The following is a 19,512-nucleotide window of genomic DNA, read 5'->3' as shown; positions in this document are numbered from 1 at the left end:
CCTAGGTTACTTTGTCGCGACAAAATTCGGCATTCGTCGTCGCAAATCCAATCCGTTTCCTCCGCCTGAATGACTCTTGTGAACGCATCCACCGGCTCCGACACTTCTTCCGAAAGTATCGATTCTGACGGCCACGAGTCACGGCTTTCTCATGACTCAACACGTCCCGACAGCATCGGAATGATGATGCTAAATGTCTTTCGTGGATTTTGCATGGGGGCGGCAGACACCGTCCCTGGAGTCAGCGGTGGAACGGTGGCGTTGATTCTCGGTCACTACGACCGCTTGATTGCCGCCATCAGTCATGTGGATACCGAATCTCTTGGCATGCTTCGATCGGGCAAATGGGCAGAGCTGATCCGCAGATTGGACCTGCGGTTCCTGATTGCTCTCGGGATTGGGATCGTCGTCGGGATCGGTTCTCTCGCCGGACTGATGCACTGGCTACTGCAGCACCGAGTCAACGAAACGATGGCGGTGTTCTTTGGGCTCGTGCTCGCAAGTGTTTGGGTTGTTCGACGCAACGTGACTCAGTGGACCATTCCGCGATGGATCCTTTTGGGTGTGGGTGTGTTGGTGGCTCTCGGCATTTCACAAATCCCGGCAACAACCGGCGATGCCGATCATGTCTTTTTGTTTTTCAGCGCATCGATCGCGATTTGCGCGATGATTCTGCCTGGGATCAGCGGTGCATTCATTCTGCTGCTGCTGGGTGTCTACGAGCCTGTGATCGGCATGATCAAGGGTGTGGTCAAAGGCCAGATCGATTTGGACATCCTGGGACGGTTGGCCGTGTTTGCCGCGGGCTGTCTGTTCGGTTTGCTGGCGTTCAGTCGATTGCTGAATTACCTGCTGAAGCATTTTCGAGACGCGACGATGGCCGCATTGATCGGTTTGATGATTGGTTCAGTCGGCCGACTTTGGCCGCTTCAACGTGTGACTGCAGAGACCGCCGATTTGGAATTGAAGTACCAAGAATTCGAATGGGTTTCGCCAATCGAATATGACGGCAGCGTGTTGATGCTCGTGGTGCTCGCGATCATCGCCGCTGCGGTTGTCGTCGCCGCGGATCGCTTCACTCTTCGGATGCAGTCTTCAGCGTCCGCGGCTTGATCGATCACCGGAGGATTCAATGCGGCGCACGGCTCGGCCGACCAGTTTGACGAATCCTCGTTCAATCATTTTCCAGTCGGCAGTGACCTCCTTCTTGGGGCGGACCACATAGTCAAATCCGCTTGGCAATTCCGATTGATGCAGTCGGAACGCTTCCCGAATCAGACGCTTCCATCGGTTCCGAATAACCGCGTTGCCGGTCTTCTTGGGGATCGTTACGCCCAGTCGGCATTTGGGCGTTTGGGATTCATCTGAAGGCGGTGAAGCATCTGCAGACGGATCGTCGTGAGGCAACGCGAAAACGACCAAGCAATCGTTCGCGGCGACACCACCACGTCGAAGTGCTTTGGTGAATTCGCCACTGCGAACAACGCGAGATGATTTTGGGAATTCGAACGGTCGTTTTCCACCGGTTCGCGACATTACGAAGCGGCGCCAGCAGCGGTCGGATGAAGCTCGAAGTTCAAGCGTCCGCCTACCAGCGTGTGGGTGACGCGTGCCGAGAGCGTGCGTCCGGTCATGGGACTGGAATGGCATCGCGAACGGAACTCTTTCGCCTCGACCGACCAAGCATTCGACGGATCGATGACGGTCACGTCGGCATTGGCACCGACCGACAAAGTACCGCCTTCCACACCAGCGATTCTGGCGGGCGCGGTTGAGAGGCACTCGATAGCGCGTGACCAATTCAGAATCTTGGTTTCGACCAAGTCCGTTGCGATGGCCGCGAGCGTGGTTTCCAAGGCGGAGGCACCAAACGGAGCCAGGTCCAGGTCGTTTGCCTTTTTCTCCTGAGCCCGAGGCATGTGCCCGGATTCGATCGCATCGATCACGCCTTCGGCAACCGCGTTGCGAAGTGCCTCCACGTGCGATGGGCTTCGCATCGGCGGGTGAACCTTGTATCGCGAATCGTAGGACCGAAGCAATTCGTCACTGCCAAACAGGTTGTGCGGGCAGACCGACGCGGAGATTCGGATGCCTCGAGATTTCACGCGGCCGATCATGTCGATCGAACCCATGGTGCTGACCGGCCCCACGTGCAATCGACCCTTGGTGGCCTCGGCTAGTCGGACGTCTCGTGCGACGGCCAAATCCTCCGCCTCGGTGGGCAGCCCTTTGAGTCCGAGGATCAAGCCGATTTGACCGTCATGCATGACGCCACCGTCAGCAAGTTCGGGAACTTCCGGTCGATCAAAGATTGGCAAGTCGAACATGCGGCAGTAGTCGAGCGCCCGCTTGAGCAATGCATCGTTGGGCATCGGTCGCGGCGTGTCGCTGAAACCAGCCGCACCGGCGGCGGCCAAGATCCCGAGCTCGGCCATTTGCTCGGCTTGTCGACCTTTGCTTAGACAAGCGATCGGCAACACACGGACTCCATCAACACGTTGTGCAATCTGGCGAACCAATTGCACCGAAGCGGCGGAATCCATCAACGGTTTTGTGCTGCTGCAGCACAGCACGGTCGTGTAGCCACCTGCCAACGCGGCATTGCTGCCTGTTTGAATGGTTTCGTCTTCTTCACTACCCGGTTCGCGCAGTTCCGTTGCCAAATCGACCAAGCCAGGAGCAACAATTTTGCCGCTGACATCCAGCCGACCAGCGTCCGGAGGCAAGTCACCGTCGGGCGTGTCGATCGAATGAACTTTGCCCTCGTGCAGAACCAAACGTGCGATTCGGTCGATGCCGCTGGCGGGGTCGATCAATCGTCCGCCGTCGAGAACCCAAGTGGAATCATTCATGAGAGGTTCTCCGCGGATGCGTCTGCGTTTTCTTTCGCGTTGGCCAACAACCACAGCGATGCCATGCGGACTGCGATCCCATTGGTCACTTGTTCGAGGATGACCGAATGCGGCCCGTCGGCGACTTCGGGGGTGATCTCAACGCCGCGATTGATTGGCCCGGGGGCCATGATCAAGATGTCATCTTTGGCATGCCGCAGCCGCTCACCGTTCATGGCGTACAACGCCGCATATTCGTAAACGCTTGGGAATGGTCTCGCCTTTTGCCGTTCGAATTGAATGCGAAGCAGGTTCAACACATCGCAGCGATGAACGATCTCATCGAGACGGTGAGCGACTTCGAAACCGAGCTCTTCCCAGCGATGACTCACCAGCGTTGGTGGACCGCAGATGATGACGTGGGCACCGAGCTTGCGAAGCCCCCACAAATTGCTGCGGGCGGTGCGACTGTGGGCGATGTCACCAACCAAAGCCACCGTCATTCCCGCGAATACTTTCTCGGGATCGGCGGACTCGTTTTTCCAGTCCGAGCCGATGCGATGTTGAAGGATCGTCAGCATGTCGAGCAAACCCTGCGTGGGATGCTCGTGTGGACCGTCGCCGGCGTTGAGCACACAGCAATCCAGTTCGCGGGCCAGCAAGTGAGGCGTGCCCGGAGTGGAGTGCCGAGTGACGACCCAGTCGACACCCATCGCTTCGATGGTCTTCGCCGTGTCGACGAAGGTTTCGCCTTTAGCAACGCTACTGCCGCTGCTGCTGAATTCCACCGTGTCGGCGCCGAGCCGTTTGGCGGCCAACGAGAAACTGTTTCTGGTTCGCGTGCTGTTCTCGAAGAACAGGTTGGCACACGTTTTCCCCGTCAACAGCGGGACTTTGCGACGGCAACCTTCGGTCATCGTCTTCAGTTGGTCCGCCGTGCGTAACACCGCGAGAATTTCAGCGGCGGAGAGCCGCTCCAAATCCAACAGATGAGGATGCCGCCAGGCGGCCGGGAATGACAATTGATCGGGTGAGGGCGATGCGTCCATGGCCGGAAGTTTAAAGCATCATCGACTTGTCGACGAGTCACGGCAGCCGACAAACATCAGCCAACCCACAATCCAGCAAACGCCACCGATTGGGGTGATCGCACCCATCACCGGTGTATTAGTCAAAACCAGCGCGTACAGGCTGCCGGAAAAGAAAACCAATCCAGCCACCATCAACGCTCGAATGGTTCGCAGCCACCCGGACCACCGCATGGGAGCGACCGCCAAGGCAAGCAAAACAATCGCGTGAGCCAAGTGGTACCGGGCTCCGGTTTCGAATTGATCCACGCGACGAGCGACCGTTTCGGGATCCAAACCGGATTGCTCGAGAAAATTGGGCAAACCATGAGCACCAAAGGCCCCGATACCGACGGCCGAGGCTCCCGCCAATCCCGCAATGATCATTCCGGTTCGACCCGCCGAAGATTCCGTTTCAGTCGGTGTCGTGATTGGTTCGGACGGTGAGGTGGTCTCGTAGGGTTTGGTGGGCGTCATTTCACCGCCAACATGCGTTCCAACGCGATCAAACTCCACTTGGTGGTCTCTTCGTCCACGCGAATTTGGTTGACCAAGCGGCCGTCTCGCAAGTTTTCGAGTGTCCAACAAAGGTGGGTCAGATCGATCCGGTACATCGTTGCGCACATGCAAACGACCGGGCTGAGAAAGTGAATCTCTTGCTCAGGGTGTTCGTCCTTCAATCGATTGACCAAGTGCAGTTCGGTGCCGATCGCCCACTTCGTGCCCGCGGGTGAATTCTTGACCGTCTGAATGATCTTTCCGGTACTGCCGCTGACGTCCGCGATGTCGTTGACTTCTCTCGGGCATTCGGGGTGAACCAAAATCTTGATGCCTGGATGTTCCTTTCGGAAACGATCGACATGTTCGGCACGGAACATTTGGTGCACGCTGCAGTGACCTTTCCAAAGGATCACGCGACTCGATTGAATTTGTTCGTCCGTGTTGCCACCCATTTCCAACGCGTAGGGATCCCACACCGGCATTTGTTCTTCGGTGATATCCATCGTCAACGCGGTGTTTCGACCAAGGTGCTGGTCGGGGAAAAAGAACACACGTTGGCCGCGTTCGAACGCCCATTTCAAGACCGCTCTCGCGTTGCTGCTGGTGCAGACAATTCCACCGTTGCGGCCGCAGAAAGCTTTCAGGCTTGCGGCACTGTTGATGTACGTGACCGGGATGACTTGTTCGGTATCGATGACCTCAGACATGTCGGCCCAGGCCGCTTCGACCTGAGCGATCGCGGCCATGTCCGCCATCGAACAACCCGCCGCCATGTCCGGAAGCAACACATCGACTCGCCGGCCGTCACGAGCTTCGATTCGATCCGGTCGATTGGCCAGGATGTCGGCCGTTTCGGCCATGAAGTGAACGCCGCAGAAGACGATGGTGCGACACGCTTGGCTCTTGGCGGCCATCTCGGACAACTGGTAGCTGTCACCGCGCAAGTCGGTGTGCTCGATGACTTCGTCTTGCTGATAGTGGTGCCCCAAAATCAGCAATTCGTCCCCGAGTTCCTGTCGCACCGCTTCAATTCGTTGCTGAAGAACCTCGTTTTCCAGCGATCGGTACGGTTTCAAAGGATGCAGCGCATCGACTTCGTCGTTTCCGGTCGTGGGTTGTGCGGGAGGCGTGGTGGTTGGCAAATCGACCATGGGGATTTCAATCAAAGAGGATCGGCAATGCGTCGTGTGACGACACACCATTATTGAAACCGATCCACCCCATTGTTTCCATGCCTACGGTTTGGATCACCCACCACGAAAAACGTCTCATTCGTGGCTGAGATCAAACCCGGGCGATGAAATCCGTGGCGGGATCACACCAAGGATGTCATTTGAGCGGCAATTTCCGCGACCGCGGCCACCACCACATCTATTTCATCGGAGGTCGTGCCGTGACCCCCGCTGATGCGAAGTGTTCCGGCGGTTTCGGTTCCAAGATGACAGTGAAGCCGAGCGGCACAGTGGTGCCCCGATCGGACCTCGATCCCAAACTCCGAATCCAGAATCGCGGCCGCATCGTCGGGCGGAAGAGCTGGTCCAAAGTCGAGACTGGCAATCGGAAGTGGCCCCGGTTGACCGAAGACGTTGATTCCATCGATGCCGTTCAGACCAACGTGAAGTCGCTGTGACAGGGCGGCTAACTTTTGGGACGAATCATCAAGTTCATTCGGCGTCGCCATGGATTCCATCGCGGCCAACCATCCCGCGATGGCGGGCAGATTCATGGTGCCCGGTTCGAGTTTCGCAGGCATCGATTCGGGCATCTTGTCAGACCGACCATCGTGTCCGGTGCCACCTTGCATCCAAGGTTGAATCGCGGAGTGCCACTTCGGCGATACATACAACATTCCAATCCCCGGCGGCCCACCACAACCTTTGTGAGCGGGTGCTGCCAACGCGTGCACGCCGAGTGATGCGACGTTGATTGGCAAGTAGCCAAGCGATTGTGCCGCGTCGCAAAGAAAGAGGATTTGCTTAGAGTCAGCACGGGATCGGTTGGCTTCCGCGATGGCCGCCCCGATCTCCGCAATCGGCTGCACCGCACCCGTCACGTTGGACACGTGAGACAGTGCCACCAATCGAGTCTTATCGTTGATGCGTGAGATCACTTCATCAGCATCAAGCAAACCGTTGCTGTCTGCGGGGACCTCTTCGACGGTCGCGTTGCAGGACTTCGCCACTACCAAAAGTGGACGGATGACTGCGTTGTGTTCGACCGCGGAGAGCAAAAGATGCGAACCGTCGCCGATGGCTTTTGATGTTCCAACCAATCCATGAATGACGCAGTTCAATGCGTGAGTGCAGCCGCCATGAAAGCTGATGCACGACTCTGATTCGGCATGGATGAATCGGGCCAGTTTGTAACGCAACGAGCGAACGAGTTCGCTCGCCTTCATCGCAGAAGCGTAGTTGCCACGAGAGGCCGATGCGCCAACGCTCGAAAGGAACTCAACCATCGCATCGGTCACGCCATCCGCTTTGGGCCAGGATGTCGCAGCGTGGTCCAGGTAGATACGGCGTTTGGTTGCAGGCAAATTCGTTTCGGCAATGGAGTTGGAACGTGATGGCATCACAAACCTTCAGCGGTGTACCGCCAGCGTTTCAGGTAGGCAATCAAATCGGACATTTGATCCACCGACAGTGTTTGCTCCATTCCACTTGGCATCAAGGATGTGTCCACGGCTCGGAAGGTTTCGATGTCGTCGCGAGCCACGCGGCGTTGCTGATTGCCCGCTTCCAGCAGTGTTACCGTTTCAGAGTTCTCGTTGTGCAACAGCCCCGACACGACTTCGCCGTCGACGGTCAAAATTTGGTAACGCGTGAACGACGCGTCAATGGCGGCATCGGGATTCAAAACAGCGACCAACAAGGCTTCCGCAGTCTTCGTGCGGCTGTCGCTGATGTCAGGTCCGACCATGTGTCCAACGTCTTCCATGCGGTGGCAATTGGAACAGTGTTGGACGAACAACTGTCGCCCTTTTGCGACATCGGCCGTCGAGAATCGATCCGCGACGACCGCATACTTTTGCAAAACCTCGGCGCGATCTTCCGGTGGAGCAAAGGTTTGATTGGCAAGTTCGCGAATGGTTTGATCGCGATGTGCTCGCAAAGCGTTGGCCGTGGTCGCGTCCACAAATGACCGCGGCAAGTTTCCGTTCTGGACCGCCGCGAGCAACCACTTTGCCATGCCGGGATCAGAACGAGCGTGTCGGCAAACGACGCTGCGTTCTTCAGGACGCCACGGGGCCGGATGTGAGACCAAGATGGATCGCGTCCACTCGGGGTCGCTTTTGAGCAATCCTTCGAGAATTCGTGACCGCAAGTTTGCGTTCGTGGACTCGGTCAGCTGCTCTCGCAATTCGGTCGAGCTGGGAGCGAGTTGCAGCAAAACGTCCACCGCATTTTCGCGTCGCACAAGTTGCTGGTCCAAATCCGCCAGCGTCGTTTTCGCGACATCAGCAACGCGAGCGAAGAAGTCCTGTTTCGGACCGGTCGTCACTTTCTCCACAGCCGATGTCGAACGCGTGCCATTGATCCAACTTGCAACAAATTGCAATGCGTCATTGTTGTCTTGAACGTTTGAAATCAGATCAAGCGTTGTCTCGGGATCTGACGCGGCGGAACGTTCCATCCATTGCAAGCGATTGGACCGATAGTGTGCAGAGAGTTGCTGACTTTCGTTCTCAATCGACCGGCGAATGAGAAGTTGAAGCATCGGTTGGGGAACCGAAGCCAGGAGTTTCGCAATCAATGATGAGTCCGCTTGTTCCACCGCAACGTTGTGCAGCGTATCAACAACGGAGAGGAACTCATCAGACTGCGGAAGTTTCGCGATTCGTGCACATTCATCGGAGGCGAGAAAGCTTTCCAGTGCGACTCGGCGAACCAATGCACTCTCGTCACTTGCGAATTCGCGGAAGTTGTTGGCGTTCCAGGTCGTCGTGTGTTGGGCGGCGATGGCGCGAAGGCGAGGTTCTGATTCCGATTGAAGCTTTGAAAGCTGGGCTGAATTCAGGTTGTTCTGCTGAGCCAACAAGGATGCAGCTCGGGCCTTAGTCGCTGGCTTCGTTTCACCCGAAAACAACAGTTCGGAAAGGCCTTCAAGAACGAGTGATTGAGCGGTCGGATTTGTAAACTGCTGCGTCAGGTGGAGAGTCGCCAACGATCGTCGGACGGCGTCGTCGGAACGAAATGCTTCGATCGCTTCTTCATTGCTTTGGATGGCGTTAAAGCCGGGTTCGGCTTGAGGAGGAACCAAACGCCAGATGCGTCCAAGGTCGTTTCCGTGCCATGTGTCCGGTCGGTTCTTCAGTTCCTCGGGGGCCCAATCGGGATGCTCGATGACCGCGCGAGCCATGTCGATGACCAGCACCGATGCATTTTGATCGGCAACCAAATCCACTGGGCGGAACCAGGTGTGCTCATTGGCGAGCCATTCGGCGTCGTTCTCTTCTCGCGTCGCATGCCAGTTCTCGCCATCTAGTCGCAATTGTTGACGCTGGACCAATGATCCGGTCGGTTCGCATACGAACAACCATTCGTCATTGACCGCTAAGACACCGCAGGCCGCACTGAATTGTCCCGCGTGCAGGTGGCTGGTTGTCCAAGCGTCACTGATCGGATGAACTTCTGAATGTTCACCCGCGACGGCGATGTCCAACAAAGCATCCGTCGGTGCCAGCTCGCGATCTCTTTGAATTGTGTTGGCACTCAGTACCGCTTGGATCGCTGGATTGCGGTTGCTGCATCCGATTCGACGACCAAAATCGTCGATCGTCAAACCGTGTTGGCTGTTGCCAGAAACCGGACCCCAGTAGCCGCCATGCGGATCAAAGCAGAAGTCGTTTTTCGAAAGCGTCAAAGGTCCAGCGGCTGGATCAAATCGTGAGGCAACAGCCTCGATCTTTCCGCCACGCAATCCATTCGCAACGTAAACCAATCCGTCCGGTCCGAGGATCGGATGGTTGGCTCTGAGTTGTTCGTTGCCGGTTGTGAAGCCGCGAAACCACGTTTGGTGATCGTCAGCGATTCCATCGCCGTCAGTGTCGCGAAGCCAAGCGATTTCGCCGGCCAAGGTTACGATCGCACCGTCCATCTGCGATTCATTCTTGCTCGCGACCTTCGATGGCCATGGCAACACTCCAGTCGCGAAATTCAGCCCGTCGGCGAAAGTGGTGGCTTGATCCATCGTGCCGTCGCCGTCGATATCGCGAAGAATACGGATGCGTCCCTGGATCGGTTTCGAGTCATCGACCGGCTGCGGGTAGTCGGGCATCTCCACCACCCACAATCGTCCTTGGGGATCAAAGGCAGCCGAGACGGGATCGACGACCATTGGTTCCGAGGCGACCAATTGCAGGCTCCACCCGTCGCGCATCCGCATCGTGTTGGCGATCTCGGCGGGACGAGGGGAATCGATCGTTTGAGGAGCGGGTTGTGCGATCGCTTGCTCTGTTGGTCCGAGCCAAATGACCAGCAGAAGCAGGGCGGACGCCCACATTCGCAAACGTTTTCGAAGCGGTTTCCAAAAGGCTTCGAATCCGCTGAGCATCACCGCGGTCACCATCAACGCTAGTGCGAGAGGCATCGGTGCCAAGACTAATGCGATGCAACCCAACACAAAGATCCAAGTGGCGGGGTTGGCGATCAAGTCTTGGACGTTGGTCACCCAGGTGGCCTCTTCGGTTTGATGTCGATTGCGCCCCGGTTGAAGACGCAAGACAATCAGCAAACACGCACTGGTCAACAGCAATAAGAACCGCATTCCGTGTTGAGCCCATTGTGTCGCGATGGAAGACCGGGACGCGACCGACCATTGCGGTGGAAGCTCGTTCCGGGTTGACTGATATTGACTGTCGATGATCCAGCGATCTGGTTGTTGGCTTGTGAGGGCGAAGGACCATTGGCCATCGGGACGTTTGTTTGAGTCACTGACTTGCCACCAGTTGTCGGTGTCGCCAGCCGAGTAACGCTGGATTTGCATGGCCAGGAAAGACTCCATTTCATTCCATGAGAACACCGCTTCGGGTGGCCTACTGGAAAACTCAGCGGAAAGGCGTTCCAGCGAGACAGAATCTTCTGCCGAAGCATTCGCGGGATCAAATGGAATTCCGGCGGCTTGACTGATTGAGGCGTATCGCTGCAACCAAAGCTTCATCCACGAAGCGACTTCTTCGTCACGTCGGTCGGCCAGTGAGTCCGAAGCGGCAGCGATCGAGCGGACGGTGTTGGTGGCGAGGATTTGCCAGCGTTGGTCTGGCTTGATTGACCGCCACGGACTCCAGTCCGTGACGGTTTGGTTCGAAGTCGAGTTTTTGGAAGCCATCATGGGAGCGGCAGAGCTTTGGTGTGACAACGAAAGTGAATCCGTCCCATCACTCCGCCGAGATAGCAGGCGGGTGAACGTGGATCGAATCGGCGTTTGAATCTCGTGCCAAGTCGGTGTGTTGGAACTCAAGACTTGTGAGTCCATTTCCAATAAAACTTCTACTCCTTGGCTGAGGCGACTCAAAGGTAACAAGAACTGATGCCGGTTGTTGTCCAACTGGATCACGTCTGCAGGCAATCCATTCGTCCAGCCCGCGACAATCCGGGCTGATTCAGGCAGTTTCAGCGTCAAGTGCGATGCATCACCGGGGACAATGTCAAAGCGACTGACCAGGTAGCGATCGTTCAGCAGTTGGTGATCCGCGTGCATGACGGAGGCCAAGTTGTTGGTCTTCCGCATTCTTTCCAATTCGACCGACCAGTTCTCGTTGGCGACGCGGAAGTAGGCGGATTCTTCCGCGTCCGTTGCGTCGTCGTCCGAAGACTCTTCCGAAGTTTCATCGCCCGATGTTGATGGCAACCTCAATTTCCATCTTGGTTGCGGCATGGGTTCGACACCGTTGGTCTCCCAGCGAATCGGAGCGTTGGTCAGTCGGTTGGGGACCACGATATCGGTCCGCGAACGCTGAGTTTGTAGCACGCGAATTTTGGGAACGCTCACACGCACCAAGTCACCCGCCGCAAGGCGACTTGTAAGACGAATGGATCGGATGTCCTTGTCCGCCAAACGAATGCGAATGACTTGCCGGGCCGGAGTGAGGGTTGGTTGTCGGGTCGAGGCACAGAGTGGGGATATCTGCAAAGCGTCACACCAACGCGTGGGCATTTCGACATCCAAGAAATCAGGTTGCTGTTTCGATTTCAATTGCAGATCGGTTTGGGCGACCCACCGGCCTTCCTCCCAACGCAACGCAACGCGAACGTCGGTTTGAAATGGATGCCGTACCAGATTGGATCGGAAGCGAGCGTCGCCCAATGCCTTGGTGGTTGATCCGCGGACCAGCCATTGATCCATCAATATCATTCCTGATGCCAGCATCGAAGCCGGACCCGCGTCGCCGGACTTTTCGCCTTCGATCTCTGGCGGCGTCTTCCACTGGACGTTGGTGTCGGCAGAACGAGAGACAACCACTTCGCTGATGGATTCGACTCTGTCGACGGAGTGGACTGGTTCGACTTCGATCAATGCCAGGGCATTGTCATTGTTCTTTTTTAATGAGACCTGAGCTTCGATCGACAACTCCATGCCTCGTCCTTCGTGCCGAATCAGCAAACAATCACGATTGTCCTTTCGCACCAGTTCCCACCGAGTTCCGGATTCGTTTTCGGAGGCACCTATCGGTTTTGATGCAGGGTTCGTTGTCGCTTCCGCATCCGCCGCTTCGTCACTGGTCGCATCGGTGGGGTCCAAATCAGACGCATTCCCGTCGAGCAGATCGGGTGAACTGTCGGGCAGTCCAGGTTGTTTGATTTGCCAATTGAAGATTTGGGTTTGGGGTGGAAGCACAACCTTGATGATGTGAGGTTCGATGCTTTCGTCCATGGCGGCCACGGTCGCTTCACCGCTTGCATCAGGATTTCCTGACGGCGGGTCGGTGGTCGATGAATTGTTGTTGGCCGGAGTTGGCTCAAAGGTCGCGTCGAGACGAATCGTTTGATGCGTTGCATCCAAATGAATCTCTTGCCGCGAACTGAAGACCAGCGTCGATTGATTGGAGAATCCGATTTGAACGATCGGAGTCGTTCCGGAACTTTTGGCGGCCCTGTCGAGACGGCTGATCGGTCCTGACCATTGCGAATAAAATTGTTCGGTTGGAACGCGTTCTGTCCCAAGCGATGCTGGCCAGAGCGGTTGCAAATCACCCGACAATGTCCACGCCACCAACGTCTCCGAAAACTCGGTGCGTGAGTTGACGAGGGCTGATTCGTCGTCTGGTGTGGGCTCTTCCCAGCGGTCATGCAGAGACAGTCCGGGACAGGTCAGCAACCTTTCGGAAGCGAGCGGCAAGGAATCAGGCGATGTTGATTCGACTGCATTGGAAACGGGCGATGTGCGCTCGTCCTCAGTTGTTCGTGCTGACCAATCGGCACTGAGGTCCCAAACCAATCGAATGGGTTCGTCAGACGAACTGACGCGAGTGAGCTTCCACTGGGTCGGTGTTTGCTGAATCAATTTCCAGTCTCGGGAAATCAAACGCGGTGGTGAACTGGTTTCTCGGTGGAAACGAAGGATGACTTCTCCGCCCGATGGTGGCGGTAGCAGCGGTTCGAGTTCACATTCGACGGAGCATTGTTTCGCTGTGGCGTTCAGCCAGTAGCGACGGTTCCATTGCGATGCAGAATTCCAAGCGACGGGGAGTTGATCTGCGCCAGATGTGTCGCCCGTTTGGTTGCCTGTGTTTGGGTTGGGTGCAGATCCACTCGCGATTGCGTCTGCGGTCGCTTTACTTTGCAGGTGAATCTGCAATCGATTGCACGGGCCGATGGAAAATTGGTTGGAAGAAATGATTCCAAATCCAACCGGACGATCGACCGCTGGCCAAGCAATTTCATCGGTGACCAATCGAAAGTTGTCGATGCGATAATCTCGACGCACGACCAAACGAGCTTGCGGAATTCGCGGAAGATCGATTGCGATTTGCGTGCCCGTCGCATTGTGTGTCGTTTTGCAACGCAGGCGAAGTTGCAAGTCAAACCGATTTCCCGAAGGCACAACGATCAGTGTGCCCGGCTGTTCATCCGTGGTGGTCGTCAATACCCGCGTGCTCTCATCCGGACGGATCAGTACCAGTTCTTCGATCGTTTCAGGCGAAAACGGAAGCCGAAGTCGACTGCTGGGAGTGGTTGTTTCCACTGTGAATCGGGCGAGCAGCTCAATGGCGAACTCGTCGTGAGCCAAACTGATGGCTCGTTTGGAACTTTCCGACGTCAGGTCCAATTCATAGTTGGTGTTCAGAAACGAAACTTGTCGAACACGTTCATCGGGACGGACCAAAAACAACTCTTCGTACAGTGACTCTGGGATGTATGCCTTGTTACCCATCGGTTGGTTGGCGGAATCCAACGGAACCAAGATGTCCATCGTTTGAGCGGAGGCAACATCGCCACTGATCGCAAAGCAACTGACAATCGCCCAACCCAACCAACTACGCAATAACGCGGAACTGGAGAAGTCACTGGTTGGATCATTGTCGGGGGAGCGCGATGGCACGTTCGATTGATTGGATTGGCCGGATGTACCCGGCGTTTGATCAAACGATGATGTGGGAGTCTTGGATGCTTGCCATTGTTGGGTCGCGATCCGCAGGAGACCGATGGTTAGCGGCAGAGCAACCCAGGTCGTCAGGGGGACTAGCGTCTCAGGCCAAAGCAGCATGGCGAAGAGACACAAAGCCAAACCACATGCCAGTCCCCATCTCGCGGCCCAGCCGGCAGCCAGACTGATTGCGAGTATGACAAGTGCGCCGACCCATCCGATTCCAATCACCATTTGGGAAAAGATCAGAGGAGGTTCTTCAGAGGATCCGAGCAATGGCAGTTGCAAGCTGTCTTCGGCAGGAGAGACGCGAAACTGCGAACCCAGGGTCAGGCCAACGACTTGCAGGTCAGTGACTTCCGGTTTGCGGATCCATGATTTTTCAAAGGAGGTTGTCGTCCACTCAATTTCAAGCACCAACTCAGATTGTTTGACGGCTGGAAACCGAAGGTGGTGCTGACGCGTCATTTGCGGTTGGACTTCCACGCCATCGATGCGTGCTTCAATCAAATGAGCATCCCAAGGAAACTTCACTTCGATCGGTTGCGTGGGGATCATTTCGAATCGCGTGCGAGCTCGGTCGGTTCCACTGGCTGAAGCAATCACGTGTGTGTGCTGCTGAAGCACCAAGTTGGACGGTGGCGTTTGGTTCCGGTGACGGACTCGCACAATCACATGCGGTGAGGTTTCGTATCGATAGCGGAACGGTTTCGATGCGGTGTCAGTGTCCGCCGTTGGGATTCCAACCAAATTCGCGACGGGACGAGCCAGTTGCAGATCGGAATCGATCAACAGTTCACAGGTTTGCGAAGTCGCATCCGCCAAGCGGAACAAACCGATCGGAAGTGCACGCGTTGGATGGCCGTTCTTGGAACCCGCGTCGTTTTCTTTGGTTGCATGAAAACATCTTCCGATCAGCAACGACTTGTCGTTGAAGTTTCGAGGGACCGGAATGCTCCATTCAAACCATCCATCGGACCCGCTTGCGATTTCATCCGAGTCCGACGTGTCGGAAGATGCCTGGGACTCGGCGTTCGATTCTGATTGGGGATCCATCGATTGACGCGGCACCCAACGCCGAGTGACAGCGTCCTCATCGACTGAATGGACGGCGGCGGAGGATGACAAACGCGTCTGCCACTTCATGTCTTGTGGTGAAGCCTGTTCCGAGCGGGCGGCCAAGCGGACTTTGACGAAACGTGATGTCTGCGGCAAACCTTCGACTTGCACCTGAACCTGTTGTTCGATTCCGGTTCGTTCCTTGCCACTTCGAGCAACCGTGAGGCTGGTTTGGCATGACCCGACGATCGTGCTGTCGGGAGTTTCCAACGCAAGAGATGGGGTTTGGCGAATCGAATGGCTGAGCACGATCGCGTCACCGGGAAGCGGGGCGAAGTAGCGTCGTTGTTGAGCGGTTAGCTCAGAGAACTCAATTCGCGAAGGCGTGATGGCGGTTTCCGCCGTCCAACCCATATCGGCGGGAGGAATGACCGCTGCCGTCATTTGGCCCGGACATCCCAACACTCGAATCATCCACAATTCATTGACACGAGGGTTGTTCGGGTCCCGCCGCGATTGTCCGGTGGCGCGGATTTCGAGAGTGCCTTCACCGGTGGGCAGTTCCTCGATCTCGTCGGGGCTGGGCCACACCGTGATCCTGCGACCACGACGATTGGGAGCGTTGATGGTCAACGTTCGTCGTGTTTCACCGACGGTGATGGAATCGAACGAGAACCCATCTTGGATCTCTAATTGGATGGGAGCCAACCGGTCGGGAGACATCGTCATCTGAATGGTGCTGCGAGCCTGAATCGCGTTGTCTTCCAACAGAAAACGAGATTGGTGGTTGGCATACAACAGTGGTTGCGATTCCGCTAACTCGATGCCCCACGAGCTCGCGACGGAAGCAGGCGACAAACGAGGTTGGGCTGGGGTAACTGGGGGATCCAAGAGCGAATCCGCCGTCAATGATTCTCGTGAAGGCGGCGGGCCAACCGCGTTCCAAGTCGCCTGCGAGTCGGGTGACTGTGATGCGTCCAATGATGGTGGAGTGAGTTGCCATTGTTCGGGCAACTGCCAACTCGTTGTGTGCAGATGAGCAGGCATCGTCCATTGCAATTGCCAAGGCGTCGCGGAAACCACAAACGAAGATGGAAAGACCGGTTCGGGCAAAGAAATCAAGTTGCCTTTTTGAGGCAGCGGCGATGTTCCTTCCAGCACGATGATTCGCGAGTCGGCGGTGGATGCGGGTTCAGATTCTTCGATCGCCGTCACTTCGATGAGTGAAGCGAACGGTGATTGCGAGGACGTCTCGGTTGATTGCGAAGCGATGGGGCGGGACGTGAAAGGAATCTCTTGCTCATCGATTGCGATGCGAGTCACATCACCGCGAAGCCAGACCCAAGGTGGGATGGACGCGATTGGTTGCGGATCAATGACCAAGCGACATTGCCAATTCAATATCGACCCATCGTGATCGAAGGACATCCGGCAACTGCGGACGATCGTTGCCGTTTGAACCTCCGCAGCATCGTCTTTGACGGTTTGTAGTTGCAGATCTAAACGCGACGAACCAGCTGACTCTAGGAAGATCCAGCGATCGTTGTCCGAAGCCGAATCGGTGGAGCTGATCGACGAAGCTTCGCTGTACCAATTCGGCAGTTCGTCCGTGGTGACTTCACGCAGGACCGCTTGTTCGCAGCGAAGAGTTTGGTTTGCCGGAACACGAATCCATAAACGAGAAATCAATGCTTGCGGCAGAACGAGTTCCCACCGACTGCCGTTCCAGGTCGGCAATGCTTGCTGTCGCCAATTCCATGCCAGATTGCGATCCGCAAGTGGTTGGCTCACATCGTTTGTGGTGATCCTGAGCATTCCCGATTCATCGGATTCGAATGCTGCCGTTGTTTCGGATTCGACGCCAGATTCATCGTCCATTTCACGAAGTCGCGAGACGGCAAAACTGACATTGCCAAACTGATGTTCGCTGCCGGCTTGTGATGAAAACAACATTCGACTGGCGTTGCTGATCAACGATCCGTTTCGAATCGTTGCCACCATTTCGCATTGCAGAATATCGTCGGTGGACGTTTCAGGAGTGACTTCGGCCGCTTCGCCGAGAGCCTGACTCAATTCGTCGGCCGCAACGGGCCGAAAGTTGTCTGGGACGAGTCTTGCAATTTGAGATCCGAACAAAGAGATCCACCGCAATGAATCATCGCTGCGGACTTGTTGAGCCAATGCTTCCCATTGAGACAGCCTTTCAGAAACCTCGCGAGAGACCAGTTCGTCCTCGTCGGGCGAGTCGGGAACGATTGATTCATCCGTGACCGATGGTTCGTCTGACTCCGTCGTGTCTGGTGTCGGTTCGACCACCTCGCTTGTTTCGGCTGTCGTTGCGTCCGCTTCTTGCGCGGCAACATCGCCTTTGAAAGAAAGCGACGTTGTGACGAACCAAATGGCGACCCAAATTACCCAGGCCGATCGGATTGATCGAGACCGCGTCATGACGACGTTCCTGGAGAATGACTCGCCGCGGCTCCTTCTTCGTCGTGGCCTTCGTCCGAAGGGTTTGGGCGAGGTTCGGATTCGGTGTTGGAACGTTGCCCGGAGTCTCCACGATGCCTGGAAGATCCGCCCGGAACGTGCGTCCCTGCCGATTCGTTGATCATCGATCGCGAGCCCGGTGAAGAGCCCTGCCCTTTGCGATTGACTCGGGTGGAACCAAACGGTGGGATTTTCTCCGACGCTCGTGATGCGCCCGACGACTGCAACACGCGGTCGGAGGCGGGCGGTGATATCAATGCCGAGATCGCGTAGAAGACCGCGACCAATACAAGCGAAATCATGATCAGTTGAGCCGTCACGATCACTCCATCGGGAGCCGCAACGAGAACGCCAGCCAAAACCACCGCCAACAACACAATCGCGAAAGGATGGCGACTGCGAGGGAACAACTGAGTCGACGCGGCGAGCAACAGCGACAAGCTTCCAACGGCCAACCACATCATCGTTCGCGAAACCGTGAGAGCGGAGAACGAGTAGGGATCGCTGGAATAGAAAAGGTACTGGTTGCTGGGAACGGTGAAGGCGGAGTTCGTGGTCGACTCATTGAGTGAACCCAACAGCGTCGCGTTCTCTTGGAATGGGAATGTGACCCATTCGAGCAATTCGGCATCGTCGGCCATCGGTTGCCGCGACAAACGCAGTTGCTCACGTTCCCAACGCATCAATCTTCCGCATGACGAGGAAGCCCAAAACAGGTGTGAGTCCGTGGGGACGGAAAGCTGCCAATCGATTTGTGCCGACCCAACAGGCAGTCTCATCAACGGCTCGATGCTGGTCCACCATGGGCTGGAATCGGTTTCCGTCCACAGCCGAATGTCCAGCAGAAATCGTGTCGGCGATTCGGTGTCGCTCGGTTGCGAAGTTCCCAAACTGGTGGTGGGCACGTCAATTCGCAGGCCGCTTCGACCGCGAGACGTTGCGACGATGTTGCCATTCAGACGCGTTTCGATTTGGATGGCTTTGAGTGGCTGCGAAAATCCAATCGTGATTTGTTGGCCGCCTTCAACCACGGCCACCAACTGTTCGTGACGAACGCGTTGCCCGACCAGACTGCGGATCAAAGCTCGCGTGACTCGCACAGGAGTCTCTTCCAACGACTCTTGATGAAACTCCAGTTTGAACGGTGCATCCGGAATGGATGTGAGCGTCCACTCGTTGCTTGGAATTGGTGCCGCACTTGTGCCAGCAGACGTGGTTCTTCGTGTTCCCGACAACAATCGTTCATCGCCGATCGTGACCATCCAAACCTGACCGGCTCCATCGGTGACCGAGTTGGGAACGGTCAACAGGTAGTCTGAGTCCAGGGTGACTTGGTCGGCGATCGGATAGGGGATCGCTGCCAAGATCTGATCAATGGATGACTCAGGCTCCCGAAGGCTATCCGGTGACGCATCGAGATCGACTTCGGCCGACTCCTCTGCGAGAGGTTGCTCGGAAGCTTCGTCGTCCGCGTCCAATGACGGATCATCCGCAGCTGTTCGAATCAGTGTTTCAGAGTTTGCCGGTGGCTTGAGCAGGTCACGCAGCATCGTTCGCGAAATCAGCTCGATCTCGTGAGTGCCAACCGACAATCGCGGCGTCACAATTTCGTAGGTGGTCCAACTATCTGAGTTATCCGACGAATCAGATTTGCGAACCATCGCGGGAACGCCGTCGACCACCGATGTCCACTGAACGGATTGTGCATTTGGAGTCGGGATGGCGAACTGAGCGATGCCTTCTAGGTCAACCGCTGTGGTGAGATTCCAGCGTGTTTGAGTGACCCATTGGTTGCCTTGCGTGTCCATCGATGTGCCGCCCGATAGATTCAGACGCAGTGGACGTTCAGTGAAGTTACCCGTCACGCTCCAAGGGCTATCGACTGAAAGCAACCGAAAACGATTGGACGAATCATTGTTGATTCGTTGCAGATTTTCACTTTGCGAAAGATCCACCGTCCATTGCAGCCGTTTTGCATCGGT

The 19,512-nt window shown here is 56.2% G+C and carries 8 protein-coding genes and 1 pseudogene; 1 reads left to right on the top strand and 8 read right to left on the bottom strand.

What is annotated here, in order from left to right; translation table 11 throughout:
• Positions 1-69: 69 nt before the first annotated feature.
• Entirely contained in the window at positions 70-1,113 is a 1,044-nt protein-coding gene (locus B2R17_RS07045; protein WP_037250160.1) for a DUF368 domain-containing protein, read from the top strand.
• On the opposite strand, the gene rnpA is transcribed toward B2R17_RS07045, so the two are convergent.
• The 8 genes and pseudogenes from rnpA to B2R17_RS07005 all read right to left on the bottom strand — a co-directional run.
• A complete protein-coding gene (gene rnpA / locus B2R17_RS07040) occupies positions 1,096-1,536 on the bottom strand; it encodes a ribonuclease P protein component (RefSeq protein WP_286763405.1) in 441 nt (146 codons plus the stop codon). The two genes, B2R17_RS07045 and rnpA, sit on opposite strands and share 18 nt — an antisense overlap.
• The gene (locus B2R17_RS07035) at positions 1,536-2,852 is read right to left on the bottom strand and encodes a dihydroorotase (RefSeq protein WP_286763404.1); all 1,317 of its coding nucleotides are present in this window, start codon (positions 2,850-2,852) and stop codon (positions 1,536-1,538) included. The genes rnpA and B2R17_RS07035 overlap by 1 nt, the downstream gene beginning before the upstream one ends.
• The gene (locus B2R17_RS07030; protein WP_286763403.1) at positions 2,849-3,880 is read right to left on the bottom strand and encodes an aspartate carbamoyltransferase catalytic subunit; all 1,032 of its coding nucleotides are present in this window, start codon (positions 3,878-3,880) and stop codon (positions 2,849-2,851) included. The genes B2R17_RS07035 and B2R17_RS07030 overlap by 4 nt, the downstream gene beginning before the upstream one ends.
• An 18-nt stretch (positions 3,881-3,898) precedes the next feature.
• Entirely contained in the window at positions 3,899-4,375 is a 477-nt protein-coding gene (locus tag B2R17_RS07025) for a DUF423 domain-containing protein (RefSeq protein ID WP_286763402.1), read from the bottom strand.
• A complete protein-coding gene (gene nadA / locus B2R17_RS07020) occupies positions 4,372-5,550 on the bottom strand; it encodes a quinolinate synthase NadA (protein WP_286763401.1) in 1,179 nt (392 codons plus the stop codon). The genes B2R17_RS07025 and nadA overlap by 4 nt, the downstream gene beginning before the upstream one ends.
• Positions 5,551-5,714: 164 nt before the next feature.
• The gene (locus B2R17_RS07015) at positions 5,715-6,971 is read right to left on the bottom strand and encodes an aminotransferase class V-fold PLP-dependent enzyme (protein WP_286763400.1); all 1,257 of its coding nucleotides are present in this window, start codon (positions 6,969-6,971) and stop codon (positions 5,715-5,717) included.
• On the bottom strand, positions 6,971-17,491 hold the full coding sequence (locus B2R17_RS07010) for a PVC-type heme-binding CxxCH protein (protein WP_286763399.1): 10,521 nt from the start codon (positions 17,489-17,491) through the stop codon (positions 6,971-6,973). The genes B2R17_RS07015 and B2R17_RS07010 overlap by 1 nt, the downstream gene beginning before the upstream one ends.
• Positions 17,488-19,512: pseudogene (locus B2R17_RS07005) on the bottom strand (hypothetical protein); the annotation flags it as partial. The pseudogene B2R17_RS07005 and the gene B2R17_RS07010, both read right to left, overlap by 4 nt.

The organism is Rhodopirellula sp. UBA1907 (genome assembly GCF_002337565.1).
GTDB classification, from domain to species: Bacteria; Planctomycetota; Planctomycetia; order Pirellulales; family Pirellulaceae; genus Rhodopirellula; species Rhodopirellula europaea.
Note: the sequence above shows the minus strand (reverse complement) of the source record. Positions and strands in the feature narration are given on the sequence as shown.

What these genes read in the sequence shown, in the direction of transcription:
- rnpA (WP_286763405.1), bottom strand. Translation starts at nt 1,536, where the DNA reads ATGTCGCGAACCGGTGGAAAACGACCGTTCGAATTCCCAAAATCATCT.
- B2R17_RS07030 (WP_286763403.1), bottom strand. Translation starts at nt 3,880, where the DNA reads ATGGACGCATCGCCCTCACCCGATCAATTGTCATTCCCGGCCGCCTGG.
- nadA (WP_286763401.1), bottom strand. Translation starts at nt 5,550, where the DNA reads ATGGTCGATTTGCCAACCACCACGCCTCCCGCACAACCCACGACCGGA.
- B2R17_RS07010 (WP_286763399.1), bottom strand. Translation starts at nt 17,491, where the DNA reads ATGACGCGGTCTCGATCAATCCGATCGGCCTGGGTAATTTGGGTCGCC.
- B2R17_RS07045 (WP_037250160.1), top strand. Translation starts at nt 70, where the DNA reads ATGACTCTTGTGAACGCATCCACCGGCTCCGACACTTCTTCCGAAAGT.
- B2R17_RS07015 (WP_286763400.1), bottom strand. Translation starts at nt 6,971, where the DNA reads ATGCCATCACGTTCCAACTCCATTGCCGAAACGAATTTGCCTGCAACC.
- B2R17_RS07025 (WP_286763402.1), bottom strand. Translation starts at nt 4,375, where the DNA reads ATGACGCCCACCAAACCCTACGAGACCACCTCACCGTCCGAACCAATC.
- B2R17_RS07035 (WP_286763404.1), bottom strand. Translation starts at nt 2,852, where the DNA reads ATGAATGATTCCACTTGGGTTCTCGACGGCGGACGATTGATCGACCCC.